Here is a 23,007-nt window from a genome sequence, read left to right as displayed (position 1 = left end):
CGAGCGCAGGGGCCACGTCCTGCTCATCGGCTTCAACCGCCCCGAGAAGCGCAACGCCGCCGACTACGAGCTGCTCTCCGCACTCGCCGACGCGTACGGCGAGCTGGAGCGCGACCCGGAGCTGCGGGTCGGTCTCGTGCACGCGGTCGGCGACCACTTCACGGCCGGGCTGGACCTGGCCGACCTGGGCCCGCGGATCGGCGCGGACGGGCTCTCGTTCGTCGATGAGGGCGCCATCGACCCCTGGCAGGTGTCGGGCACGTCGCTGACCAAGCCGGTCGTGATCGCGGTCCAGGGCACCTGCCTCACCCTCGGCATCGAGCTGATCCTCGCGTCCGACATCGCCGTCGCGGCCCGCTCGACCACCTTCGGCCAGATCGAGGTCACCCGCGGCATCCTGCCGTTCGGCGGCGCCACACTGCGGTTCCCCCGCGCCGTCGGGTGGGGCAATGCGATGCGCTACATCCTGACCGGCGACACCTTCGACGCCGCGGAGGCCCACCGCATCGGCCTGGTCCAGGAGGTCGTGGACGACGGCGAGCAGTTCGATCGTGCCCTCGCGATCGCCGAGCGCATCGCCGCGCAGGCGCCGCTCGCCGTGCAGGCCGCGCTCGCCAACGCCAAGCGCGCCGTGCGCGAGGGCGACGCCGCAGCGGAGGCGGAGCTGCAGCCGACGCTGGTGCGACTCGTCACCAGCGAGGACGCCCGCATCGGCATGGAGGCCTTCCTGACCCGCACCGAGGCGCGGTTCGTTGGCCGCTGAGGCCTCTCCCCCACCCGCTCGACACGACAGCCGGACACCACAGAAGGAGACAGCATGACCAGCACCGAGTACGACGTCATCGTGATCGGGGCGGGCGCCATCGGCGAGAACGTCGCCGACCGCGCCGTCCAGGGCGGGATGCGCACGGTGATCGTGGAGTCCGAGCTGGTCGGCGGCGAGTGCTCGTACTGGGCGTGCATGCCGTCCAAGGCGCTGCTGCGCAGCGGGGCCCTGCTCCGGGCGGCCTCCCGCGTGGGCGGCGTGCGCGAGGCGATCACCGGACCGCTCGACGTGGAGGCGGTGCTCAAGCGGCGCGACCGGATGACCAGCGACTGGAAGGACGACGGCCAGGTCTCCTGGCTGGAGAGCGCGGGGATCGACCTGGTGCGCGGGTGGGCGGTCATCACCGCCCCGAAGGAGGTCACCGTCACCGCGGAGGACGGCACCGTCACCGTGCTGACGGCGAAGCACGCCGTCGCGGTCAGCACCGGCTCCGCCGCGCTCCTGCCCGACATCCCGGGCCTGCGGGAGAGCGAGCCGTGGACCAGCCGGGATGCGACGAGCGTGCAACGCGTGCCCGTGTCGCTGGCGATCCTCGGCGGCGGCGTCGTGGGGGTCGAGATGGCCACGGCCTACGCCGGGTTCGGCACCGAGGTCCACCTGATCTCGCGCGGCGCGCTCCTCGCCAACGACGAGCCGTTCGCGGGCGAGGCGGTTGCCGCGTCGCTGCGCGAGCTCGGCGCGAAGGTGCACCTCGACGTCTCCCCCACCTCGGTGGAGCGGATCGAGGGCGATCGGTTCCGCATCGCCCTCGACGACGGCAGCACGATCGAGACGGACGAGTTCCTCGTGGCGACCGGCCGGCTCCCCCGCACCTCCGGCATCGGGCTCGACGCATTCGGGCTCGAGGACGGCGGATGGCTGCACGTCGACGACAGCATGCGCGTCGTCGGCGCCGACGGAGAGCCGGCGGTCGACGGCGGCTGGCTCTACGGGGTCGGAGATGTGAACCACCGCGCGCTGCTGACCCACCAGGGCAAGTACCAGGCGCGTGCGGCCGGCGACGCGATCGCGGCGCGCGCTCACGGCAAGGACGTGTCCCTGGAGCCGTGGGGCACCTACGTGGCGACCGCTGACCACCAGTCGGTGCCGCAGGTGACGTTCACCGACCCGGAGGTCGCCTCCGTCGGGCTGACCGCGGCCGCCGCCGAGAAGGCGGGCTACCGCATCCGCGTCGTCGACTATCCGATCGGCTCGGTGAGCGGGGCCTCGATCGCCTCGGACAATTACGAGGGCCAGGCGCGCATGGTGGTCGACGAGGACCGCCAGGTCGTGCTCGGGGTCACCTTCGTCGGGCAGGACGTCGGCGAGCTGCTGCACTCGGCGACGATCGCGGTCGTCGGCGAGGTCCCGCTCGCCCGGCTGTGGCACGCGGTGCCGTCGTACCCGACCATCAGCGAGGTCTGGCTGCGTCTGCTCGAGGCGTACGGCCGGCCCACCTCGTGAGCGTCCGCGACCGCATCGGCGACGCGATCGACCGCAGCCTGCTCGGGCGGCTGCTGTTCGACTCGCCGATCAGCTGGCTGGGCTACCTGTACGCCACGGCCGTCGGCCTGACCTGGGGCTTCATCTGGAGCACCGGCCGGGTCGAGCGCCGCGCGGGGCTCTTCGTCTTCCGCGGGATGCCGGCACGGACGTTCGGCCGCGGCGGCTCGTGCGTCGGCCAGTGCTACCTCACCGACCAGAACGTGAGCGACGACGTGCTCGAGCACGAGGCCGTGCACAAGCGGCAGTGGCAGCGCTACGGGATGGTGTTCCCGCTGCTCTACCTGCTGTCCGGGCGCGACCCCCTGCGCAATCGATTCGAGATCGAGGCGGGCCTCGAGAAGGGCGGATACCGTTGAGCGAGACAGACGGAACGGAGCGCGCCGAGAGCGCGACCGGCGCCACGCGGCGACGCACGATCGTCCTGACCGGCGCGAGCTCCGGGATCGGCACGGTCGCGGCCGAGCAGCTCTCGGCGCTCGGCAACGAGGTCGCGGTCGTCGGTCGCAACCCGGAGCGCACGCGGGCGATCGCGGAGCGGATCGGGGCGACGCCGTTCCTGGCCGACTTCGAGCGGCTGGACGACGTGCGCGCCGTCGCCTCGGCCCTCCTCGACCGCTACGAGACGATCGACGTGCTCGCGAACAACGCCGGCGGCCTCAACCACCGGCGCGAGCTGACCGTCGACGGGCACGAGCGCACCATCCAGAACAACCACCTGGCGCCGTTCCTGCTCACGCACCTCCTCCGCCCCCGCCTGGAGGAGACCGCCGCCCTCGGGCGCGACGTCCGCGTCGTCAACACCGCCAGCCTCGCGAACCGGTTCGGCACCCTCCGCCTCGACGACCTCGACTGGGAGCACCGCCGCTGGGGCGGCGGCTGGCGCGCCTACGGCACCGCCAAGCTCGCGACGATCCTCTTCACCGTCGAGCTCGCCGAACGCCTCACCGGGACGGGCGTGACCGCGTACTCGTTCCACCCCGGCACGATCGCCACCAACTTCGGGCGCACGTCGCCGCTGATCCGGTTCGGCGCCCTCGTGACCCGCGGCACTTACGGCATCCCGGTCGCGGAGGGAGCGGCGCCGCTGGTCAGGCTGGCGGCGGAATCGCCGGTGCTCGCACCCAGCGGGACCTACTTCGACCGGTTCACCGTCAACGGCGCCACGACGGCACAGGCGAAGGACGCCCAGCTCGGGCGGGACCTCTGGGCGATCACACAGACGCTGGTCGGTGTGGGCGCTCCGGTGTGACCACCGCGTCGCGCGCCATCCCGACCTCGGCCACGAGCAGCTCTCGCACCTCGGTCAGCAGCGAGAAGCCGCCCGTCACGATCGCCTGAGTGGCTCCGGGACCGTCGCAGAGCATCTCCGTCGCCCACGCGCGGACGGCACGCGTGGCCGCCTCGCCGCGGGCGCAGCGCTCGCCGGTCCCCGGCCGACCGGAGCGCGTCGCACGCGTCAGCCAGGTCACGGTCATCCGGATCGGCGCCGAGATGGCGGCGATGTGGTCGGCGTCCTCGACCTCCAGGAACACCCGGCCGCGCGCGCACAGCGGCAGCAGAGCCAGTTCGGCCTCGACCTCGGAGAGGGAGGACTCGTCGCCCACCACGAGGAACTGCACGCGGTCGTCGTGGTGCGCCGTCTCGGCGGTGTGGGAGGAATGGTCGGGTCGGTGCATCTCGCTATCGAGTATAGGGCAGGCTTACCTAACCTCAACTGCGGGTTCACGACCTCGAAGCCGACGCCCAGCCAGCTCGCCCTTCCCCTCGCCGGACCCGCGCGGGATGATCGAGGCATGCGCCCAACGCCGGACTCACCCGTCGCCCCGATGCTCGCCAAGGCCGTCCCCGCGGTCCCGGATCCGGAGAGCGTGGAGGGCGGCCTCAGCTACGAGCCGAAGTGGGACGGCTTCCGGGCGATCGTCTACGCCGAGCCCGGCGGCGGCGAGACCATCGGCGCCGTCGAGATCGGCAGCCGCGGCTCCAAGATGCTCACCCGGTACTTCCCCGAGCTGGTCGAGGCGTTCCGGCGGCTGCTGCCCGGTCCGTGCGTGCTCGACGGCGAGATCGTCGTCCCGACGGGCGAGCCCGGCCGCCAGCGGCTCGACTGGGAGGCGCTCTCGCAGCGCATCCACCCCGCGGCCAGCCGCGTGAAGCTCCTCGCCGAGGAGACGCCGGCGACCTTCATCGCGTTCGACCTGATCGCACTCGGCGACGAGTCCTACCTCGACCGCCCCTTCGGCGAGCGCCGGGCCGCGCTCGAGGAGTTCGCCGCCGCCGTCCCGGCGCCGATCGCGCTGACCCGCACCACGACCGACGTGGAGCTCGCCCGGAAGTGGCTGGTCGAGTTCGAGGGTGCGGGGCTCGACGGCGTCGTCGCCAAGCCGCTGGCGGGACCGTACGCCCCCAACAAGCGCACGTTGCTGAAGATCAAGCACCACCGCACCGCCGACGTCGTCGTGCTCGGCTACCGCATCCATGCGAGCGGGCGCGGCGTGGGCTCCCTGCTGCTCGGCCTCTACGACTCCGACGGCACGCTCCGCAACGTCGGCGGCGTCTCGGCGTTCAGCGACGCCACGCGGCTCGCTCTGATCGACGAGCTGGAGCCGCTGGTCGAGCGCGACGCGTCGGGTGAGGCCGTGAAGGGTGAGACGGAACGCAGCCGGTTCTCGTCCGGCAAGGATGTGTCGTTCGTCCGGCTTCGTCCCGAGCGGGTGCTGGAGGTGCGATACGACCAGATGGAGGGGATGCGCTTCCGCCACACGGCGCAGTTCGAGCGCTGGCGCCCCGACCGCGAGGCGCGCTCCTGCACCTTCGATCAGCTCGACCGGCCCGTGGCCTACGACCTCGGCGACGTCCTCACCTGAGCCGATCCGCTCGCGCCGGCTCCGCTCGCGCCGCGTCCGGCCGTGCCGCGTCCGGCCGTGCCGCGTGGGCTCCAGCCGCCTCCGCTCCGGTGGCTAGGCCTTCTTCGCCCGGCTCGGCTGAACGCGCGGCGGTTCGCCGGGCATCTTGGGGTAGTCGGGCGGGAACGGCAGCTCTCCGAGCCCGTCGTCGAGGTCGCGCTGCCACCACTCCATGAGCACGTCGATGCTGCCCGGCTCCTCGCCGAAGCGCTCCCACGGGTCGCCGACCGTGGCGAGCCGCTCGGGCAGGTTGAGCACGGTGAACGAGCGCGGGTCGACGTCGGGCAGTTCGTCCCAGGTGATCGGCGTGGAGACGGGGGCGTGGGCGAGCGCGCGCGGGCTGTAGGCGCCGGCCATCGTGCGGTCGCGGTTGGCCTGGTTGAAGTCGACGAAGATCTTCTCTCCGCGCTCCTCCTTCCACCACGCGGTCGTGACCGCGTCGGGCATGCGCCGTTCGAGTTCGCGCGCCGCCGCGATCACCGCGTGGCGCACGTCGAGGAACTCCCGCACCGGGGCGATGGGGGCGAAGACGTGCAGCCCGCGGTTGCCGGAGGTCTTCACGAACGCGTCGAGGCCTGCCTCCCGCAGCACGCTGCGCAGTTCGAGCGCCGCGGGGATGGCGTCGGAGAAGTCGGTCCCCGGTTGCGGGTCGAGGTCGATGCGCAGTTGGTCGGGGTTGTCGGAGTCCTCCGCGCGCGACGGCCAGGGGTGGAACACGACCGTGTTCATCTGCGCGGCCCACACCGCCGCCGCGGGCTCGTCGATGACGAGCTGCGGGTGCGAGCGGGCGCTCGGGTAGACGACCATCACCGAGCGGACGTAGTCGGGGGCACCGCGAGGCGGGTTCTTGGAGAAGAACTGCTCGCCGTCGATCCCCTCGGGAAAGCGCTGCAGGGACACCGGGCGGTCGCCGTTCGCCCGCACGAACGCCTCGCCGACCGCGACCAGGTAGTTCGCCAGGTCGAGCTTGGTGATGCCGAGCTCGGGCCAGAGCACCCGGCCGGGGCTCGAGATGCGCACCTCCCGGTCGCCGCTCGGACCCGGGACGGTGAGGACAACCGCGTCGCCTGCCATGGCACCACCGTACCGCTCGAACGCCCGATGACCAGGGTGTGAATTCCATGTGGGATGCGGCCCGCCCTCCGGCGTCGCCGCCGAGTTGGGCCAGAATGACAAGCGCGTCCGACCGCGGCCCCGAGCGGCCGGACCACGAGATGAGGTGCATCGCCCTGAGGATCATCAGCTACAACCTCCGCAAGCATGCGGCCGGCCACGAACTCGCCGACATCGCCCTGACCCACGAGGTGGACGCCCTGTGCCTCCAGGAAGCGGACACGGACGTCCTCCCCGAGCGCCTCCACCACCTGAGCCTCGCGGACGCGACGCGGGCCAACCGCCTGGGCCTCGCCGTCTACGTGCGCGACGACCGCTACGAGATCCTGAACACCCAGGTCTTCGCCGTCCACAAGTCCCTGCACGACCGCGTGCTCGCCCCCGCGCACGAGCGTCTGCTCGCCGTGCACCTGCGCGACCGCGACAGCGGCGACAACGTGCTGGTCGGCTCCTTCCACGCCGCCCCGCTGACCGCCTCGAACTCGCTGCGCCGCAAGCAGATCGCCGCCGCCCACGAGGGGATGCGCTCGCTCGCCCCCGACACTCCGGCGATCATGGTCGGCGACTTCAACTACCCGTGGTTCATCAACGGCCTCGAGCGCAGCCTCACGACGAGCGGCTACACGCTCATGCGCAGCACCGAGCCGACCTACCTGCGGTACAAGTTCTTCACCGGCTACTTCGACTTCGTCACCTCGACCGGGTTCGACATCGAGCGCGTCGACGTGCTGCCCGCGGGGGCCTCCGACCACCGCGCGATCAGCCTGGACGCGGAGCGCGCGGCCTGAACCGCCGCTAGCCGGCCTCCCTCACCGTCTCCGCCCCTCCCGGCGCCGCCGCTCCACGGTCGGGAGCGCTCACCGGGAACCGCAGCCGATCCGTCGGATCCGGCTCGATCACCCCGAGCGCGATGAGCCGCGCCCGCACCCCGCCGACGCGGCGCCCGGCAGCGGCCGCGATCTGGTCGAACGTCTCGCCGCGGCGGTACGCGTCGACGACAGCGGCCTCCTGCTCGGGCGTCCAGCGCCGGAAGGCGTTCGGATGCTCCGGACTCGAGCGCGACGACGCGGGCTCCGGCTCGGCGACCAGCGGCTGCACGAGCTGGACGCTCAGCACCTGCTCGAGCCCGTAGCGGGCCACCGGCTCCTCCCCAGCCGCGGACCAGCAGACGAGCGCCGCGTCGTCGATGGTGATCAGTGTCGCGTCGACCTCCGCGAAGGCGTGGCCGACCATGGAAACGTGCAGCATGAACTCTTCCCCCCGATTGTGTTGCCTGTGGTTTCGAGCGTACGAAGGAGCGGAGGGGGACGGCCAGAGCGCGGACGCGAGGTGGTGACGGATGGATCTGCTGGGGTGGCTCGCGGGCGGCGAGTACACGATCGCGCGGGAGATCCTGCTTCGCGGCGTCGCCGTGCTCTACGTCGTCGCGTTCGTGTCGGCGGCGAACCAGTTCCCGGCCCTGCTGGGCGAGCACGGCCTGCTCCCGGCCCCGCGCTTCCTGCGCTCCGCGTACGGTCGCGCGCAGCCGACGCTGTTCGGCTGGCGGAGGAAGGGGCAGGCGATCTACTCCGACCGCCTGCTGCGCGCCGTCGCCTGGAGCGGCGCGACGCTCGCGGCGCTCGTCGTGCTCGGACTGCCGCAACTGCTACCCACCTGGCTGTTCGTGCCGCTGTTCCTCGTGATCTGGTACCTCTACCTGTCGATCGTGAACATCGGCCAGACCTTCTACGGCTTCGGCTGGGAGAGCCTCCTCTGCGAGGCGGGCTTCACGGTCGCGTTCCTCGGGGCCGCTGACACGGCACCGCCGATCACGATCATCGTGCTGCTGCGCTGGCTGGTGTTCCGGCTGGAGTTCGGCGCGGGGATGATCAAGATGCGCGGCGACCGGGTCTGGCGCGATCTGACCGCGCTCTACTACCACCACGAGACGCAGCCGATGCCGAACCCGCTCAGCCGCACGGCGCACCTCCTGCCGAAGTGGTTCCACCGCATCGAGGTGCTGGGGAATCATTTCGCGCAGCTCGTGGTGCCGTGGCTGCTCTTCCTGCCGCAACCCGTCGCGAGCGCGGCGGCGGCCGTGGTGGTGCTGACGCAGCTGTGGCTGGTCGCGACCGGCAACTTCGCCTGGCTGAACGTGATCACCATCGTCCTGGCGTTCTCGGCGGTCAGCGATCCGGTGTGGTCCTGGGCGCTCTCGTGGGCGGACGGAGGCGCCCGGCTGGGCGGGATCGGCGCCGGCGGCATCCCGGTCTGGTACGCGGTGGCCGTCCTGCTGGTGACGGCGGGACTGCTGGTGCTCAGCTGGCCGCCGCTGCGGAACCTCTTCCGGCGCCGCCAGCTGATGAACGCGAGCTTCAACCGCTGGCACCTCGTCAACGCCTATGGCGCGTTCGGCAGCGTGACGCGCGAGCGCTACGAGGTCACCGTCGAGGGGACGGCCGACGACCCGCACGATCCGCACGCCGACTGGCGCGAGTACGCCTTCAAGGGCAAACCGGGCGACGTGCGCCGCCTCCCGCGCCAGTTCGCGCCGTACCACCTGCGCCTGGACTGGCTGATGTGGTTCCTCGCGCTCGGCTCGCGCGACTCCCCCTGGTTCCAGGGCTTCCTGCTGCGGTTGCTCGAGGCCGATCGCCCGACCCTCCGTCTGCTGCGCGCGGATCCGTTCGGCGGCGAGGCCCCGCGCGCCGTGCGGGCGACGATGCACCTCTACCGGTTCACGACGCGCGCCGAGAAGCGGGCGACCGGGGACCGCTGGGTCCGCACGGAGGTCGGGACGCTGGTGCCGCCGGTCTCGCTGCGCGGCTGACCGCACCGGGCCTGTGACGACTCAGTACCCCGTGCGCTCCTCCTGGAGCTTCGCCAGGTCGCGCCAGATGAGCAGCTTGAGGCGCGCGGGCTTCTCCCGCTCGTAGTCGTCGCGCAGGGCCTCCACGCCCGAGAGCGCGTCGAGACCGGCCTCGATGGCCGTGCCGACGTCGTCCCAGGCGTCCTGCCGGCCGCGCTCGACCAGGGCCAGGAGCTGCTCCTCCGAGTCCGCCTTGGCGCGCAGCTGCTGAGCGAGCTCGAGAGCGGCGGACTTGCGCAGGTTCAGGTTGGCGAGGTCGACGTCGCGATAGTCGTGCGGGTGCGTCGCGTCGCCGCGCAGGCCGGTGGCGACGGCGAGCTCCTCGTCGATCCGGCCGGCGGCCTGCCCCTGCTCCGAGGCGAGCTCGCGCAGGATGCGGGCGGCCTCACCCGTGTGACGCGCGGGGTCGAAGTCGTTGCCGTACTGGATGGTGTCGACGACGATGTGGTTCTTGATCGCCATGCGGGTGGCGTATTCCGCCAGGAGCATGCCTTCCTCGACGGACTGGTCGAGGGTGGGTGCGGGAGGCGCGGTCAGGGCGTCCTCGTCGAAGGGACGGGTGCGCACCGTCTTCCTCTTCGGGGCTCCCCGGTGGAACCACGTCGGCCAGCGCATCGGAGTCCACCCTTCCCATCTCGTCGTGCGGGAGCGCCCGCGGACGACGCGGCGGCGGCGCCCGAGACCATTCTCTCCGATCCGGCCGGACGGCCGGGACCGCTCAGGCCGGCTGCCCGTTGAAGAACGCGTTCGCGCGGCGCGTGAACAGCAGCGAGAGCACGATGATCACCCACACGATGTCCACGACACCGCTGAAGACCTGCAGCGTGAAGAGGAGCAGGACGCCGTTGATCAGGTTCAGGATCATGACGAGGGTCACGAGCGCGCGCGACACCTTGCTGCCGTTGAGGAGGCCGCGGGCGACGATCAGGGTGACGATGCCGAGCACGATCGAGACGATCGCCGAGGTGGTGATGCCGGCGAGACCGCCCGCGGTCTCCGCGCCGGGCGCCGACTCGCGCGTGAACAGCACGACCACGCCGCCGATGATGTTCAGGACGCCGTTGATGTAGGTCAGCACGGCGACGAACGTCACCGAGCCGGGGCGCTTGGCGGGCATGGGGGCCTCCTCGGGGAACGGGCGCGGTGTCGAGCCGATCACGGTCACCCTACCGGCCGGGGTGCGGGGAACGGGAGGGGGTGGATGTCGGTGGTCCATGCCAGGGTGGAGGCATGGCGGGAGTGCGGTACGAGTTCGAGGCCGAGCTGTTCCGGTGGGAGGCCCGGCGCGACCTGTGGGTGTTCGCGCGGCTGCCCGACGACGTGTCGGAGGAGATCCGGCTGCAGCCGCATCCCCCGGCCGGGTTCGGCTCGGTCAAGGTGATGATGACGCTGGGCTCCTCGCGCTGGTCGACGTCGATCTTCCCGGAGAGCGCGGAGGGCGCGTACATCGTGTCGATCAAGGGCGACATCAGGAAGGCCGAGGGCGTCGGGCTCGGCGACCGCGTGCGGCTCGGGGTCGAGACGCTGCTGTAGCCGTTCCGGGATGGGACAGAATGGCTTCATGGACCGACCGGGCGAGCAGAGCGCGCCGCACTCGCAGACGCTCTCGCGGGGCATCCGGCTGCTCGAGATCCTGGCCGAGTCGGAGGACCCGATGACGATCGCGGCGCTCTCCGACGCGCTCGGGGTGCACCGCTCGATCGCGTACCGCATCCTGCGCACGCTGGAGGATCACGGGCTCGTCGTCCGCGACGCCGCCGGCGCCGTGCAGCTCGGCCCGCGCATGGCCACGCTTGCGCGATCGGTCTCGCGCGACCTGCAGTCCGCGTCGCTGCCGCAGCTGACCGCCATCGCGAACGACCTGTCGATGACGGCGTTCGTCGCGGTGCTCGACCGGCACGAGGTCGTCACGCTGGTGAGCGTCGAGCCGTCGCACGCCCACGCGACGGTGGTGCAGCGTCCGGGCACCCGGCATCCGCTCGGCTCCGGCGCTCCGGGCATCGCGATCCAGTCCGCGCTCACCGGTTCGCAGTGGCGCGCCCTGCCCGACGAGCACCCGCGGGACGAGGCCGCCCAGGCGCGCGAACGCGGGTTCGCGACCAGCCACGACGAGGTCATCCCGGGGCTCGCCTCGGTCGCGGTCCCGCTGGTCCTCCCGGACCGCGCACCCGCGGCCGTGGCCGTGGTGTTCGTGGCGAACGGGCGCGAGGTGGAGGCGGTCGCCGACCGGCTGCGCCAGGCCGCGCAGGCGATCGCGGCCGAACTGCGCTGAGCGGCCGCGTCGGCTTGGCGACGGCGGAACGAGGGTTGACCGCAGCCGCACATCCTCCGCCGGGCGCTATCCCCTCGCGTCGGACGCTGCCGATACTGGGCGGACGACGGAAGGAACCCGCAATGCCCATCGACGACCTCACCGACACCGCCACCTGGCTGCCGCTCGACGGCCTCGCCCCCGGCTTCGACGCGAGCAAGGCGCCGCACACGACCGACCTGTCCGGCCGGACGGTGACGCTCGTGGACGACCGCGGCACGCGGATCGCGCACACCTTCAGCGAGCGCCGCGTCGAGTGGGAGTACACCCCGGGTGCGGGCGACCCCATCCCGCAGACCTCGAGCTCGGACGACTACGAGGCGTTCCTCGTCGACGACGGCCTGTACTTCGTGCAGTTCCACCACGAGTACGAGCCGTCGGAGGCGGTCTCGCTCGTCCTCGACCTCCGCGCGGGGCGCGCGCTCTCGATCATCCAGGCGATCGGCGGGGACCTCCCCGGCAACACCGCGGTCAAGCAGCTCTTCGTGCCGTCGGTGATCGAGGAGCTCGAGACCACCGGCGAGGCCCCCGCCCCCTCCACGACCCTCGTGGGCCGGCGGGTGCTGTGGGAGTACAGCGCCGAGCACGCGTACGAGCACATCTACCTCGGACCGCAGTGGTACACCTGGCAGTGCCTCGCCGGCCCCGAGCGCGGCCTCGCCGACACGGACGAGTGCTCGGTGTGGGAGGTGCGGCCCGGCATCCTCGTGTTCACCTGGCGCGAGAAGGTCATCCCGTGCGCTTCGGTGACGATCGCCGACCACCGCGACCAGCGCGCCCTCCGCTCCCACGGGGTGCTCTTCGGTCTCGACGAGAGCGGGAACGTGCCGACGCACTTCACCTTCGGAGCGCACGGCCGCCTCCTGAGCAACACCGTCCACCCCGCCGAGTACGACCCCGCGACGGCATGAGCCCCGCCGACCCTCGTACCGTCGATACGAGCACCGCGGACCTGATCGTCACCGGCGGCATCGTCTACCCGGTCGATGCCGCGCGCTCCCGGGCCGAGGCGTTCGCCGTGCGGGACGGCCGCATCCTGGCGGTCGGGACGGCCGCCGAGATCGAGCGTTTCCGCGGCGCGGACACGCAGACGGTCGATCTCGCCGGCGGCTTCGCCATGCCGGGCCTCGTGGACGTGCACAACCACCACGCGCACGCCGGGCGCGCGGAGCTCTACGAGCTGACGTTCCCGAACACGGCCTCCCTCGACGAGATCGTCGAGGCGGTGCGCGACCGGGCGGCGACCCTCGGCCCCGACGAGTGGATCGTCGGCAGCAGCTGGGGCACGGGACTCCTCGACACGCTCGGGCGCGCCACGGCGCGACACGCGCTCGACGCGGCGGCCGGGGGCCGTCCCGTGCTCCTGACGGACGACAGCCACCACAACCGATGGGCGAGCGCCCGCGCGCTCCAGCTCGCCGGGATCGACGCCTCGACGCCCGACCCGGCCGCCGGGTCGATCCTCCGCGATCCCGAGACCGGGGAGCCGAGCGGCGTGCTGCTGGAGGCGGCGGGTCTGCTGGTGGAGGCCGTCGCGGCTCCCGCCGTCGCCCTGACGCCCGAGAAGGATGTGCGCGCGTCCGCACGCGGGATCGAGATCCTGCACACGTACGGCATCACCGCCTTTCAGGACGCCGCGATCTCCCTACCGCAGATGCGCGCCCTCGCGACGCTCGACGCCCGCGGCGAGCTCGACGCCTGGGTCGTGTCGTCGATGACGGTCAACGACCAGATCTTCGGCTACGAGGAGCTCGGCGACGCCCTCATCGCGCACCGGGAGGAGCTGGCCGGCGAGCACCACCGTCCCGACTTCGTGAAGATCTTCCTCGACGGGACCCCGCCGGCCCGCACCGGCGCCTTCCTGGAGCCGTACCTCCCGGCCGACGAGCACGACAGCGCGCCCTGGCACGGCGGCACGACCATGCCCGCCGAGGAGCTGCTCGGCTGGCTGCGCCGCACCGCCGCCCTGGGCATCTCCGCGAAGATCCACTGCACCGGCGACGCGTCGGTGCGGATGGTGCTGGATGCGGTGGAGGCCGTCCGCGCGGAGGGCCACACGGAGCCGATCTACCAGATCGCGCACGGCCAGTTCATCGCGCCGGAGGACCTCCCCCGGTTCGCGCAGCTGGGCGTCGCGGCCGATATCTCCCCCTTCCTGTGGTTCCCCGGGGTCATCGCCGACGCTCTCAGCACGGTGCGCCCGGCCGAGGAGGTCGCCGGCCTGCAGCCGAACCGCTCCCTCCTCGACTCCGGCGCCCTGGTGGCCGGCGGGTCCGACTGGCCGGTGAGCGAGACGCCGAACCCATGGGAGGGCATCCAGGGGCTGGTGACGCGGGCCGACCCGTCCGGGCGCCGCCCCGGCACGCTCGGGCCGGAGCAGGCCATCACGCTGGCGGAGGCGATCGAGGTCTTCACCGTCAACGGCGCCCGCGCGATGGGTCTCGCCGACACGACGGGCTCCCTCGCTCCCGGCCTCTCCGCCGACTTCGCGGTGTTCGATGACGACCCCTTCGCGCTCCCGGTCGACGAGCTGGTGGGACTGCGCCCGCGCGCGACCTACTTCGCGGGGCGCGCCGTGCACCGTCGGGAGTGACACCTTTCCCCTACACTTGTGGACGAACAACGCCGTGCCGTCCCACGAGTGGAGGACCATGCCCAAGGTGATCGACCACGATCAGCGACGCTCCGACATCATCGACGTGACCTGGGGGCTGATCGTCAAGGGCGGCCTGGAGGCGGCGACGATGCGCGAGATCGCCAGCGAGGCGGGCTTCGCCAATGGCGCGCTCAAGCACTACTTCCCCGGCAAGGACGAGATCATCCAGGGCACGTACGAGCGCGCCCTCGGCATGATGAGCGGGGGCGTGGAGCAGGCGGTCGGCGACAAGACCGGCCTCGACGCGCTGCGCGCGATCGTGGAGGCCTCCGCCCCGACCACCCCGGAGGCGATCACCGCCGGGCGCGTGCTCCTCAGCTTCTGGGAGCGCGCCCTCTCGAACGAGGAGCTGCACCAGGCGTACCGCGACCACCTCGTGTCCTGGCGCGCGGGCCTCGCCTCCTACATCGCCCAGGGCCGCGCGGACGGCGACATCGTCACCGCCACGCCGGACGAGCAGCTGGTCGACGAGATCGTGCTCATCAACGCGGGCGCGAACATCATGAGCCTGATCGCTCCCGATCTGTCGACCCCGGCGCTGCTGGAGGCTCAGATCGAGGCGTTCTTCCAGCGCCTCACCACGCGATAGGCGCGCCCGACCGCACGAAGGCGCGGTGCATCGCGGTCTGCGCGAGGGCCGACGCGAGCGTGAACCCGGCGAGGGCGGACCAGCCGCCCGTCCACGTCAGGCCCTGGGCGACCTCCCAGACCGTCGCCTGCGGTCGCGCGCGCAGTGCATCCCGGACCTCCCGCGCCCGGCGCAGGTGGTGCTCGGCGAGCGCGGCGCAGCGGTCGTGGAGGTTCGTGAACGGGGCCTCGTGGCCGGGCAGCGCCAGGCGGTCGAGGTCGGCGATGCGGCGCAACGAGCGCAGATCGTCGCCGATCGGGTCGTCGGCCGGGCCGCCGAGACCGAGCCCGGGGTTCACCGTCGGGAGCACGTGGTCGCCGGTGAAGAGGAGGCCGTGGTCCTCGTCGTCGAAGCAGAGGTGCCCCGTGGTGTGGCCGGGCGTCCAGAGCGCGCGGATGCGGCGGCCTGGGAGGGCCAGGAGCTCGCCGTCGGCCAGCACCCCGTCCGGCGCGGCGACGCCGGCGATCGGGAGAGCGGGCAGCGCGAGCAGCTCGGGCCGCCGATCGACGGGGACGCCCCAGGCATCGAGGGTCTCGGCCTCCGGCCCACCGGAGGTCGCCGCCCCGGCGAGGGCGTCCCGCTCCCGCTCGTGCATCAGCACCCGGGCGCCCGTCGCCTCCCGGACCGCCGCCGCGGCACCGGCGTGGTCGGAGTGGAGGTGCGTGACCAGGATCGACGCGACGTCGTCGAGCCGACGGCCGATGCCGCGGAGCGCGTCCTCGATGAGGGTCACGGCCTCCGGCCCGGGCGAACCCGGGTCGATCAGGTGGACGCCGCCCGCCGCATCCTGCAGCAGATAGCAGAGCGAGAAGGGCAGGCCGCCGCCGGGCATCGGGATGCGCACCAGGTGCACGTCGGATCGGATGCTCTCGAGGGCGGCCATGCCCTCACGCTAGCCGAGCTCAGACGGCCGTCGCGAGCAGGATGCGCGGGCTGCCCGGCAGAGCGACGGTGCGCTCGGCACGCCAGCCGGCTGCGTCGAGCCACGCGCGCACGGTGGCCTCGGGGTACACGACGGTGCCGTCGATGTTGTAGTACTCGCCGGCGTGCAGCGCGTCGATCTTGCGCTGCTGCGGGTCGTCGTCGAGGAAGAAGTCGAGCACGACGAGCGTCGCCCCCTCCGCTGCCGCCGCGCGGGCGTTGGCGAAGATCGCGCGGTTCTGCGCGTCGTCGAACCGGTGGATGACGTGGTTGACGAGCACGAGATCGTGCTCGCCGCCGGGCTGCGCGGTCGCGGTGTCGGCGCCTTCGACCGTGGTGCGGTCGGCGTATCCGGCCGCCTCGACGGCCTCCCGGACCGAGTCGACGGACGCCGGGTCGAAGACGAAGCGGACCTGCAGCTCGGGGTTGGCCTTCAGACCCTCGACGGCGAAGGCGGGGCTGAGGCCGCCGAGGTCGAGCGCCGAGCGGTACGGGGTGAAGTCGAACGCGTCGCCCAGCATCGCGGCGTGCAGCTCGTTGTAGCGCATGACGCCGGCGAGGAAGTCGCCCCAGCCCGACTCGTCCAGCTCCAGCACGCCCGGGGCGTCGGTGTCGACGGTGGAGTCGTAGCCCAGCCACTGCGTGTAGCTCGTGGTGCCGAGGAACGCGAGGAACGGCGCGAGGTCGAGCTCGGCGCTCTCCCCGGTGAGGAAGGCGCGCGCGTCGGGCTCCAGGTCGTAGCGGCCCTCGGTGCGGGTCAGGAGGCCCTGGGCGGCCATGCTGTCGGCCAGCACGCGCGCCTGGCGCGGCGGCACCCCGGTGGCGGCGGCGAGGGCGTCGGCGTCGAGCGGCCCCTCGGTGAGGGCGGCGAACAGGCCGACGCGGCTGGCGGCGAAGAGCTGCTTCGCGCCCATGAAGCCGATCGCGATGTCGACGATGGCCTCGGGCGTCACTGGACGGGTCGTTGTCACGTTCACGCTCTTTCTGTTGAATGGCGGACGCGCGGCGTCCGGCGGGATCGGGATGACTCTACCGATGGAGACGTTTATTTTCTACTATCATAGAAAAACAATCCACCCGGAGGACGACGATGCCCGCTCCCACACCCCTGTCCCCGCTCGCGGTCCGCCACCTGCCCGCGAGCGGCGACTCCCCCGCGAGCGGCGGCGCCCCTCCCTCGCCGACCGGCCTGCCGCCGGTGCTCCTGCTGCACGGCTTCGCCTCCTCCGCCGCCGCCGACTTCGGCGATTGGGCCGACGCCCTCGCCGCCGCGGGCCGCGAGGCGTACCTGGTCGACCTCCCCGGCCACGGCGACTCCCCCGCGGTCCCGGGCGCCGACGCGGGGCGGACGAGCGCCGTCGTGACCGCCGTCGCCGACGTGATCCGCTCGATCGGGGCCGACCGCGTGGATGTGATCGGCTACTCCCTCGGGGCCCGCCTCGCCTGGGAGCTCCCCGCCGCGACCGGCCGCGTGCGGCGCCTCGTGCTCGGCGGACTGAGCCCGTTCGAGCCGTTCGCGGGCGTCGACGTCGTCGCGGTCGCGCGCGCCGTCGACGGCGAGCCGCCGGCCGACCCGTTCGCCGGCATGATGGCCGGGATGGTGTCGGGCGCGGGGCGCGACACCGACTCGCTGCTCGCGCTGATCGCCGGCCTCGGGTCGGAGCCGTTCGCGCCCGAGGGGCCCGCAGCCTCCCGCCCCGACGTGCCGACGCTCTTCGCCGCCGGCAGCGACGACCCGATGACGCAGGGCCTCGACGGGCTCACCGCCGTCATCCCCGACGCGCGACTCGTCCGCGTGCCCGGCGACCACCTCGGCGCCCTCCACTCCCCCGAGTTCCGCGAGGCCGCCCTGACGTTTCTCGCCTGAGCCCCCGCACATTTGGCCCAAATGTCGCGAATGGCGCCGCCATGCTCGACATTTGGGCCAAATCGGGAGGGGAGGTCAGCCGAGGACGGGGGTCGCGCCATCCCAGGTGAGCGGGCGGACGAGCATGCCGCGGTAGGCGTACGCGTCGTCCCAGCTGTGGAACACGAGCCAGTCGCGACTGTCGAAGGTGACCACGTTCTGGCCTCCGGGGCCGTGGAACGTCCCCGCCTTCGACGCGGAGGTCAGGAACGGCTTCTCCTGCGACGTGAACGGCGCCGACAGCGACGACCCCGTCGCCGTGCCGATCGCGTAGTCGTCGCCGCCGTAGTCGTTGGCGGAGAAGAACAGAACGTAGACGCCGTCCCGCTTCACCAGGTCGGGAGCCTCGACGAGATCGCCCTCCCACGCGCGGTCCTGCTTCAGCAGCTGCACCGGCGGCCCGGTCAGGCTGAGCCCGTCGGCGGAGAGCGGGGCCGTCTCGATCCAGGTGTCGAGGTCGCAGCAGTTGCCGTCGGTCTTCCAGAGCAGGTGGAGGCTGCCGTCGTCGTCGCGGAAGGTCGCCGCGTCGATGGCGCCGCCCGCCTCCACCGGGCAGACGAGGGCGGTGCCGGAGGCCGGGGCGAACGGCCCTCCCGGCGAACTCGACGTCGCGGTGCCGATGCACTGGCGACCGGACGCGGCATCCTGAGCCGTCAGGTAGAGCACGAACGCCCCGGGCGAGACCTCGGCCACCTCGGGCGCCCAGGTGCGGCCGGGCTGCGCCCACGCCGGAAGAGCCTCGAGCGCGTCCGACTCCGAGACGGTCCAGTCGCGCATGTTCGTGGAGGTCGCCGAGCGCACCAGGAAGCCGGGCGTGTTGGTCGCGAACGCGTACGCCGTCCCATCGTGGACGAGCACGTCCGGGTCGGCGAAGTCCTGATCGATCGCGAACGCCGGAGCCTCCGTCGTGTCGGTGGGCGACGCGGCCGACGCGTCCGGCGCTCCCGCACCGCCCGAGCACCCGGCCAGCGCCGCGACCACGACGACGACAGCCGCCGCCGATCCCGCGACGCGCGCACCCGCGGCCGACCTCACCCCTTCACTCCCGAGCTCGCGACGCTGTCCACGATGTGGCGCTGCGCGAGCGAGAACAGGATCAGCACCGGGATGGAGGCGATCACCGCACCCGCCATCACGATCGCGAAGTGCGTCGAGTACGCGCCCTGGAGCTGGGCGAGACCGGGCTGCAGCGTCAGGTTCTCCGGGCTGAGCAGCACGTACACCGGCCACAGGAAGTCGTTCCAGTTGGCGAGGAAGCTCAGCACGGCGAGAGTCGCCAGCGCGGGCCGAGCCAGCGGGATCACGATCTGCAGGAAGATCCGGAGGTCGCCGGCGCCGTCGATGCGTGCGGCCTCCTCGATCTCCACCGGCAGCCCGACGAAGAACTGGCGGAGGAAGAACACGCCGAACGCGCTCGCCGCCCCCGGGATCGAGATGGCCCAGATGGTGTCGAGCCAGCCGAGGTTCTGCACGATCAGGTAGTTCGGGATGAGGAAGATGACCGGCGGCACGAGCAGGGTAGCGATGATCGCGCCGAACACGATCTTCTTGCCCCAGAACTCCAGGCGCGCGAGGGCGTACGCGGCGGCGGACGCGGTCACCAGGATGATCGCCGTCTGCAGCGTCGCCGCGAGCAGGCTGTTGAGGAACCAGCGGAAGATCGGCTGCTGCCCGCTGGCGAGCGTGACGTACGCGTCGATCGCCCACGGCGCCGGGAACGGGGAGAACGGGTTGCGGATGGCGTCGCCGTCGGTCTTGAACGACGTGAGCACGATCCACACCAGCGGCAGCACGATGAGCAGGGTGATCAGGCCGAGGACGACGTAGAGGACGACCCGGCCCGCGGTCCGCCGGGGCGACCGGCGCCGGGGCGGACGCGCGGGCGCCGCGCTCGCAGCGCCTTCCGCGCTCGCGTCCGGCTTCTGGGAGGTGACGGATGTCAACGCGGTGTCCTTTCCGTGCGCTCCCGCTGCAGGCGGAAGTTGACGACGCTGATGACCGCGAGGAACACGAACAGCACGTAGCTCATCGCGGACGCCGCGGCCATGTTGTTCTGCGACAGCCCCTGGTCGGAGATGTACATGATCGCGGTGCGGGTCTCGTTGCCCGGCCCGCCCTTGGTGAGGATGTACGACTGGCCGAACATGTTGGCCGACGCGAGGATGGTCACCGTCACGACGAACGTCATGACCTGGCGCAGTCCCGGCAGCGTGACGCTGAAGAACGTGCGGATCGGGCCGGCGCCGTCGAGGGCCGCCGCCTCGTACAGGTCGGCGTTGATGCCCTTGAGGCCGGCCAGGATGATCACCGTGTTGAACCCGAGGGTCCACCACACGGTGACGCCGACCAGGGAGACCCACACCCACGGCACGTCGACGGTCCACGGGATGTCGGAGGGGAGCCCCAGCATCCCGAGCACGTGGTTCACGATGCCGGACTGGGTGTCGAGCAGGTACTTCCAGATCACGCCGATGACGGCGACGCCGAGCACGTACGGCGCGAAGAACACGGCGCGGAAGACGGTGCCGCCGCGGATCTTGCGGTTGAGCAGCTGGGCGATCAGCAGCGGGATGACCAGGAGGAAGGGGACGCTCGCCAGCGTGAAGATGCCGGTCGCGCCCATCGACTGCCAGAAGTCGCCGGAGGTCGCCGAGCCCGGGGTGAACAGGTCGAGGTAGTTCTTGAGCCCGATGAACTCCTGCGTGTCGCGGAACGGGCTCCAGTTCGTGAGGCTGATCCAGAGGCCGAAGACCGCCGGGCCGGCCACGAAGACCAGGAAGAGGAGGAGGAACGGCGCCAGGAACAGGTAGGCCGTCTTCGTCCGGCGCGGCGCAGCGAGGGTGCTGCGCCGGGCGCGCCGAGGCGGCACCCCGGCGCCGGGCCGGGATGCCACCTCTACCGCCAGCTCATTCGCCATAGGTCTGCTTGTTCTGCTTCAGCAGCGTGTCGGCCTTCGCGGCGGCGTCGTCGAGGGCCTCCTTCGGGGACTTCTTGCCGGTGACCGCCTCGTTCAGCGCCGTGGTGACGGTCGCCGTGACGTTGGTGATGCCGGGGGCGGAGGTCTCGTAGTGCGCGTACGGGAGCTCGTCGAGGAACGGCTTCAGGTTCGGGTACTTCTGCACCAGCGCGGGGTCGTTGCGCACGCTGTTGCTCGCGGGCAGCTCGCCGGTGTCCGGCCAGCTGGCCGAGTTGTCGTTCATCCACTTGACGAAGGTGGCAGCGGCGGCCGTCTTGTTCTTGTCCTGGCCCTTGTTGTTCAGGAACATCCAGTGGGTGGAGGAGGACCACACTGCCTTCTCGGTGCCGATCTGGGGCACGGCGACCGCGGTCCAGTCGAGCTTGTCGAACGCGGTGTTCGTGGTCTGCCAGACGCCGTTCCAGTTGAAGGCGGTCTTGCCGGCGATCAGCGCGTTGATGTTGCCGTCCTGCGCGACGTTGGCCGGGCTGTAGCCCTCCTTGATGAGGTCGACCATGTGGGTCAGCGCCTGCACCCCGGCGTCGGAGTTGAAGGTGGCCTTCGTGACGTCGTCGTTGAAGAGGTCGCCGCCGAACTGCCAGAGCAACGACTCGAACTCGAACGTGCCGGTGAAGACGTAGCCGTCGACCCACTCGCCCTGGATGCCCGCCGTCTTCAGCTTGGCCAGCGCATCCATGTACGAGGCCTTGTCGGCGGGGATGGTCGTGGGGTCGATGCCGGCCTGGGTCAGCACGTCCTTGTTGACGTAGAGCCCGAGCGGCGTGACGCTCCACGGGATGCCGTACTGGGCGCCCTTGTACGCGCCCGCCTTCATCAGGCCCTCCGGGAAGTCGGAGGCGCTGTAGCCGAGGGACTTCACGATCGAGTCGCTCTTGAGGAGCAGCCCCTGGGCGGCGTAGGTGGCGACGTCGTCGCCGTGCGCGACCGCGACGTCCGGGCCCTTGCCGGCCTTGACGGCGAGCGGCATCTTCTTCGCCAGGTCCGCCCACTCCATGGGGACGTTCTTGACGACGATGTTCTTGTGCTCGGAGTTGAACTTGTCGACGAGCTTGGGGACCAGCACCGGGGCGGCGCCGCCGGTCCAGCCGTTCCAGAACGTGATCGTGACCTGGGGTCCGGAGTAGTCGCCGGACGCCACCTCTCCGCTCGATCCGCCGGAGCTGCCGCAGGCGGTGAGTGCGACACCGACGCCCAAGGCCACGGCGGCGGCCAGGACCCGCACTGCAGATCGCTTCTTCATGTGATTTCTCTCCCTTGAGTGACAGGCGCGAGGCGGACGAGTCCGCGTCCGACTGAATTTACAGCGCTAGAAATTTGCTGTCAAGCGACCGGAGCCGACGGCCCGGGATCCGCACCCGGACGCAGTAGAGTTCTCCCGACGAGAGGAGTCGCGGTGGCGGGTGTGCGCTTGCAGGACGTCGCGGAGCTGGCGGGCGTGTCGATGAAGACCGTCTCGAACGTCGTCCACGAGTACCCGCACGTCAGCGAGCGGATGCGGGAGCGCGTCCAGAAGGCCATCGACGAGCTGGGCTACCGGCCCAACCTCCTGGGGCGCCGCCTCGCCACCGGGCGCACGGGACTGCTTGCGCTGGCGTTCGCCGACGTGACGCTCCCCTACTTCGCCGAGCTGGCCCGCCGGGTGTCCGACGTCGCCGAGGAGCAGGGCTACCGGGTGCTGCTCGAGCAGACGGACTCCACCCTGGAGGGCGAGCGGGCCGCCGTCTCGGGCATCGAGGCGGGGATGGTCGACGGGATGATCTTCCAGCCGAGCGTGATGAGCTCGGCCGAGCTCGCGCAGACCAGGAGCTCGCTCCCCATGGTCATCCTGGGCGAGGGCGCAGCGCCGCTCAGCATCGACCGCGTGATGATCGACAACGTGGCCGCCGCCCGCGAGGCGACGGCGCACCTCCTCGGCCTCGGCCGCAGCCGGATCGCCTTCGCCGGGCACGAGCCCGGCCGGCTGTCGCGCACGTCGGAGCTGCGCATCGCGGGGTATCAGTCGGCGCTGGAGGAGGCCGGCGTCATCCCGGACCCGTCCCTCCTGATCCCGAGCGACGCCATCTCCCCGGTGGACGGCGCCGCGGCGATCGGCGCCGCGCTGGACGCCGGGCTGCGGTTCGACGCGGTCATGTGCCGCGACGACCTCGCCGCCATCGGCGCGCTGCGCGCCCTGCAGGAGCGCGGACTCCGCGTGCCGGAGGATGTGGCGATCACGGGATGGGACAACACGCTGATGACGGCGGTCACCTTCCCCAGCATCACGACGGTCGCCCCCGATCTCACGGCCCTCGCGACGCAGGCGATCGCGATGCTGGTCGAGCGCATCGACGGACTGAGCTCGATGGGCAGGCACGTGCTGGTCCCCCACCGCCTCGTGACGCGGGAGAGCGCGCCGAGCGAATGACCGCCATCGGCGCTCGTCGGCTTTCCTGT

25 protein-coding genes are annotated in these 23,007 nt (G+C 71.8%); 14 read left to right on the top strand and 11 right to left on the bottom strand.

Annotated elements, in window-relative coordinates:
- The 4 genes from BGO91_RS16350 to BGO91_RS16335 all read left to right on the top strand — a co-directional run.
- Positions 1-763, top strand: a 763-nt coding sequence (locus BGO91_RS16350) for a crotonase/enoyl-CoA hydratase family protein (RefSeq protein ID WP_290473783.1), incomplete at its 5' end; no start/stop codon positions are given.
- Positions 764-817: 54 nt separating this feature from the next.
- On the top strand, positions 818-2,269 hold the full coding sequence (locus tag BGO91_RS16345) for an NAD(P)/FAD-dependent oxidoreductase (RefSeq protein WP_290473782.1): 1,452 nt from the start codon (positions 818-820) through the stop codon (positions 2,267-2,269).
- Positions 2,266-2,667, top strand: coding sequence for a Fe-S oxidoreductase (locus tag BGO91_RS16340; RefSeq protein WP_290473781.1), 402 nt, complete (start codon positions 2,266-2,268; stop codon positions 2,665-2,667). The genes BGO91_RS16345 and BGO91_RS16340 overlap by 4 nt, the downstream gene beginning before the upstream one ends.
- On the top strand, positions 2,664-3,560 hold the full coding sequence (locus BGO91_RS16335; protein ID WP_290473780.1) for an SDR family NAD(P)-dependent oxidoreductase: 897 nt from the start codon (positions 2,664-2,666) through the stop codon (positions 3,558-3,560). Before BGO91_RS16340 ends, BGO91_RS16335 begins: the two co-directional genes overlap by 4 nt.
- Here the strand turns inward: BGO91_RS16335 and BGO91_RS16330 are convergent.
- Positions 3,523-3,987, bottom strand: coding sequence for an SIP domain-containing protein (locus tag BGO91_RS16330; RefSeq protein ID WP_290473779.1), 465 nt, complete (start codon positions 3,985-3,987; stop codon positions 3,523-3,525). The two genes, BGO91_RS16335 and BGO91_RS16330, sit on opposite strands and share 38 nt — an antisense overlap.
- 117 nt (positions 3,988-4,104) lie before the next feature.
- Between BGO91_RS16330 and BGO91_RS16325 the strand changes: the two genes are divergently transcribed.
- The gene (locus BGO91_RS16325) at positions 4,105-5,175 is read left to right on the top strand and encodes an ATP-dependent DNA ligase (protein WP_290473778.1); all 1,071 of its coding nucleotides are present in this window, start codon (positions 4,105-4,107) and stop codon (positions 5,173-5,175) included.
- Between the two features lie 93 nt (positions 5,176-5,268).
- On the opposite strand, the gene ligD is transcribed toward BGO91_RS16325, so the two are convergent.
- Entirely contained in the window at positions 5,269-6,288 is a 1,020-nt protein-coding gene (gene ligD, locus BGO91_RS16320; protein ID WP_290473777.1) for a non-homologous end-joining DNA ligase, read from the bottom strand.
- Positions 6,289-6,383: 95 nt separating this feature from the next.
- On the opposite strand from ligD, the gene BGO91_RS16315 reads away from it, so the two are divergent.
- Positions 6,384-7,115, top strand: coding sequence for an endonuclease/exonuclease/phosphatase family protein (locus tag BGO91_RS16315; RefSeq protein WP_290473776.1), 732 nt, complete (start codon positions 6,384-6,386; stop codon positions 7,113-7,115).
- 7 nt (positions 7,116-7,122) lie between these two features.
- On the opposite strand, the gene BGO91_RS16310 is transcribed toward BGO91_RS16315, so the two are convergent.
- Positions 7,123-7,575: a hypothetical protein gene (locus BGO91_RS16310; RefSeq protein ID WP_290473775.1), complete on the bottom strand. Its 453-nt coding sequence runs from the start codon at positions 7,573-7,575 to the stop codon at positions 7,123-7,125.
- Between the two features lie 91 nt (positions 7,576-7,666).
- Here BGO91_RS16310 and BGO91_RS16305 point away from each other — a divergent pair, with 91 nt between their 5' ends.
- Positions 7,667-9,136, top strand: a complete 1,470-nt coding sequence (locus BGO91_RS16305) for a lipase maturation factor family protein (protein ID WP_290473774.1) — start codon at positions 7,667-7,669, stop codon at positions 9,134-9,136.
- Between the two features lie 21 nt (positions 9,137-9,157).
- On the opposite strand, the gene BGO91_RS16300 is transcribed toward BGO91_RS16305, so the two are convergent.
- Positions 9,158-9,742: a hypothetical protein gene (locus tag BGO91_RS16300; RefSeq protein WP_290473773.1), complete on the bottom strand. Its 585-nt coding sequence runs from the start codon at positions 9,740-9,742 to the stop codon at positions 9,158-9,160.
- Between the two features lie 151 nt (positions 9,743-9,893).
- Positions 9,894-10,292 carry a hypothetical protein gene (locus BGO91_RS16295; protein ID WP_290473772.1) on the bottom strand — a complete coding sequence of 133 codons (399 nt, stop codon included), beginning with the start codon at positions 10,290-10,292 and terminating at the stop codon, positions 9,894-9,896.
- Positions 10,293-10,405: 113 nt separating this feature from the next.
- Here BGO91_RS16295 and BGO91_RS16290 point away from each other — a divergent pair, with 113 nt between their 5' ends.
- The 5 genes from BGO91_RS16290 (at position 10,406) to BGO91_RS16270 (ending at position 14,731) form a co-directional block, all read left to right on the top strand.
- Positions 10,406-10,708 carry a DUF1905 domain-containing protein gene (locus BGO91_RS16290; protein ID WP_290473771.1) on the top strand — a complete coding sequence of 101 codons (303 nt, stop codon included), beginning with the start codon at positions 10,406-10,408 and terminating at the stop codon, positions 10,706-10,708.
- A gap of 28 nt (positions 10,709-10,736) precedes the next feature.
- Positions 10,737-11,447, top strand: a complete 711-nt coding sequence (locus tag BGO91_RS16285; RefSeq protein ID WP_290473770.1) for a helix-turn-helix domain-containing protein — start codon at positions 10,737-10,739, stop codon at positions 11,445-11,447.
- 122 nt (positions 11,448-11,569) lie between these two features.
- Positions 11,570-12,397, top strand: coding sequence for a molybdenum cofactor biosynthesis F family protein (locus BGO91_RS16280; RefSeq protein WP_290473769.1), 828 nt, complete (start codon positions 11,570-11,572; stop codon positions 12,395-12,397).
- Positions 12,394-14,079, top strand: coding sequence for an amidohydrolase (locus BGO91_RS16275; RefSeq protein ID WP_290473768.1), 1,686 nt, complete (start codon positions 12,394-12,396; stop codon positions 14,077-14,079). The genes BGO91_RS16280 and BGO91_RS16275 overlap by 4 nt, the downstream gene beginning before the upstream one ends.
- Positions 14,080-14,137: 58 nt before the next feature.
- Positions 14,138-14,731 (top strand): TetR/AcrR family transcriptional regulator, encoded by a 594-nt coding sequence (locus BGO91_RS16270; RefSeq protein ID WP_290473767.1) that lies wholly within the window; start codon positions 14,138-14,140, stop codon positions 14,729-14,731.
- Here BGO91_RS16270 and BGO91_RS16265 read toward each other — a convergent pair.
- Positions 14,718-15,653, bottom strand: a complete 936-nt coding sequence (locus BGO91_RS16265) for an MBL fold metallo-hydrolase (protein ID WP_290473766.1) — start codon at positions 15,651-15,653, stop codon at positions 14,718-14,720. The genes BGO91_RS16270 and BGO91_RS16265 overlap by 14 nt on opposite strands.
- 19 nt (positions 15,654-15,672) lie before the next feature.
- A complete protein-coding gene (locus BGO91_RS16260) occupies positions 15,673-16,662 on the bottom strand; it encodes a methyltransferase dimerization domain-containing protein (RefSeq protein WP_290473765.1) in 990 nt (329 codons plus the stop codon).
- Positions 16,663-16,781: 119 nt separating this feature from the next.
- Here BGO91_RS16260 and BGO91_RS16255 point away from each other — a divergent pair, with 119 nt between their 5' ends.
- A complete protein-coding gene (locus BGO91_RS16255; RefSeq protein WP_290473764.1) occupies positions 16,782-17,558 on the top strand; it encodes an alpha/beta fold hydrolase in 777 nt (258 codons plus the stop codon).
- Between the two features lie 75 nt (positions 17,559-17,633).
- On the opposite strand, the gene BGO91_RS16250 is transcribed toward BGO91_RS16255, so the two are convergent.
- The 4 genes from BGO91_RS16250 to BGO91_RS16235 are packed head-to-tail and all read right to left on the bottom strand — an operon-like array spanning position 17,634 to position 21,814.
- Positions 17,634-18,632 (bottom strand): glycoside hydrolase family 43 protein, encoded by a 999-nt coding sequence (locus BGO91_RS16250; RefSeq protein ID WP_290473763.1) that lies wholly within the window; start codon positions 18,630-18,632, stop codon positions 17,634-17,636.
- Positions 18,629-19,540: a carbohydrate ABC transporter permease gene (locus BGO91_RS16245; RefSeq protein ID WP_290473762.1), complete on the bottom strand. Its 912-nt coding sequence runs from the start codon at positions 19,538-19,540 to the stop codon at positions 18,629-18,631. Before BGO91_RS16245 ends, BGO91_RS16250 begins: the two co-directional genes overlap by 4 nt.
- Positions 19,537-20,514, bottom strand: coding sequence for a carbohydrate ABC transporter permease (locus BGO91_RS16240; RefSeq protein WP_290473761.1), 978 nt, complete (start codon positions 20,512-20,514; stop codon positions 19,537-19,539). Before BGO91_RS16240 ends, BGO91_RS16245 begins: the two co-directional genes overlap by 4 nt.
- On the bottom strand, positions 20,504-21,814 hold the full coding sequence (locus tag BGO91_RS16235; RefSeq protein WP_290473760.1) for an ABC transporter substrate-binding protein: 1,311 nt from the start codon (positions 21,812-21,814) through the stop codon (positions 20,504-20,506). Before BGO91_RS16235 ends, BGO91_RS16240 begins: the two co-directional genes overlap by 11 nt.
- A 153-nt stretch (positions 21,815-21,967) precedes the next feature.
- On the opposite strand from BGO91_RS16235, the gene BGO91_RS16230 reads away from it, so the two are divergent.
- Positions 21,968-22,978: a LacI family DNA-binding transcriptional regulator gene (locus BGO91_RS16230; RefSeq protein WP_290473759.1), complete on the top strand. Its 1,011-nt coding sequence runs from the start codon at positions 21,968-21,970 to the stop codon at positions 22,976-22,978.
- Positions 22,979-23,007: the final 29 nt, after the last annotated feature.

Origin of the sequence: Leifsonia sp. 71-9, assembly GCF_001898805.1 — a bacterium.
Classification (GTDB): Bacteria; Actinomycetota; Actinomycetes; order Actinomycetales; family Microbacteriaceae; genus Leifsonia.
Note: the sequence above shows the minus strand (reverse complement) of the source record. Positions and strands in the feature narration are given on the sequence as shown.

Excerpts from the sequence above, each read along its gene's own strand:
- BGO91_RS16315 (WP_290473776.1), top strand. The coding sequence starts at position 6,384 with ATGACAAGCGCGTCCGACCGCGGCCCCGAGCGGCCGGACCACGAGATG.
- BGO91_RS16240 (WP_290473761.1), bottom strand. The coding sequence starts at position 20,514 with ATGGCGAATGAGCTGGCGGTAGAGGTGGCATCCCGGCCCGGCGCCGGG.
- BGO91_RS16330 (WP_290473779.1), bottom strand. The coding sequence starts at position 3,987 with ATGCACCGACCCGACCATTCCTCCCACACCGCCGAGACGGCGCACCAC.
- BGO91_RS16290 (WP_290473771.1), top strand. The coding sequence starts at position 10,406 with ATGGCGGGAGTGCGGTACGAGTTCGAGGCCGAGCTGTTCCGGTGGGAG.
- BGO91_RS16280 (WP_290473769.1), top strand. The coding sequence starts at position 11,570 with ATGCCCATCGACGACCTCACCGACACCGCCACCTGGCTGCCGCTCGAC.
- BGO91_RS16325 (WP_290473778.1), top strand. The coding sequence starts at position 4,105 with ATGCGCCCAACGCCGGACTCACCCGTCGCCCCGATGCTCGCCAAGGCC.
- BGO91_RS16295 (WP_290473772.1), bottom strand. The coding sequence starts at position 10,292 with ATGCCCGCCAAGCGCCCCGGCTCGGTGACGTTCGTCGCCGTGCTGACC.
- BGO91_RS16345 (WP_290473782.1), top strand. The coding sequence starts at position 818 with ATGACCAGCACCGAGTACGACGTCATCGTGATCGGGGCGGGCGCCATC.
- BGO91_RS16285 (WP_290473770.1), top strand. The coding sequence starts at position 10,737 with ATGGACCGACCGGGCGAGCAGAGCGCGCCGCACTCGCAGACGCTCTCG.
- ligD (WP_290473777.1), bottom strand. The coding sequence starts at position 6,288 with ATGGCAGGCGACGCGGTTGTCCTCACCGTCCCGGGTCCGAGCGGCGAC.
- BGO91_RS16255 (WP_290473764.1), top strand. The coding sequence starts at position 16,782 with ATGCCCGCTCCCACACCCCTGTCCCCGCTCGCGGTCCGCCACCTGCCC.
- BGO91_RS16235 (WP_290473760.1), bottom strand. The coding sequence starts at position 21,814 with ATGAAGAAGCGATCTGCAGTGCGGGTCCTGGCCGCCGCCGTGGCCTTG.
- BGO91_RS16275 (WP_290473768.1), top strand. The coding sequence starts at position 12,394 with ATGAGCCCCGCCGACCCTCGTACCGTCGATACGAGCACCGCGGACCTG.
- BGO91_RS16265 (WP_290473766.1), bottom strand. The coding sequence starts at position 15,653 with ATGGCCGCCCTCGAGAGCATCCGATCCGACGTGCACCTGGTGCGCATC.
- BGO91_RS16305 (WP_290473774.1), top strand. The coding sequence starts at position 7,667 with ATGGATCTGCTGGGGTGGCTCGCGGGCGGCGAGTACACGATCGCGCGG.
- BGO91_RS16310 (WP_290473775.1), bottom strand. The coding sequence starts at position 7,575 with ATGCTGCACGTTTCCATGGTCGGCCACGCCTTCGCGGAGGTCGACGCG.
- BGO91_RS16270 (WP_290473767.1), top strand. The coding sequence starts at position 14,138 with ATGCCCAAGGTGATCGACCACGATCAGCGACGCTCCGACATCATCGAC.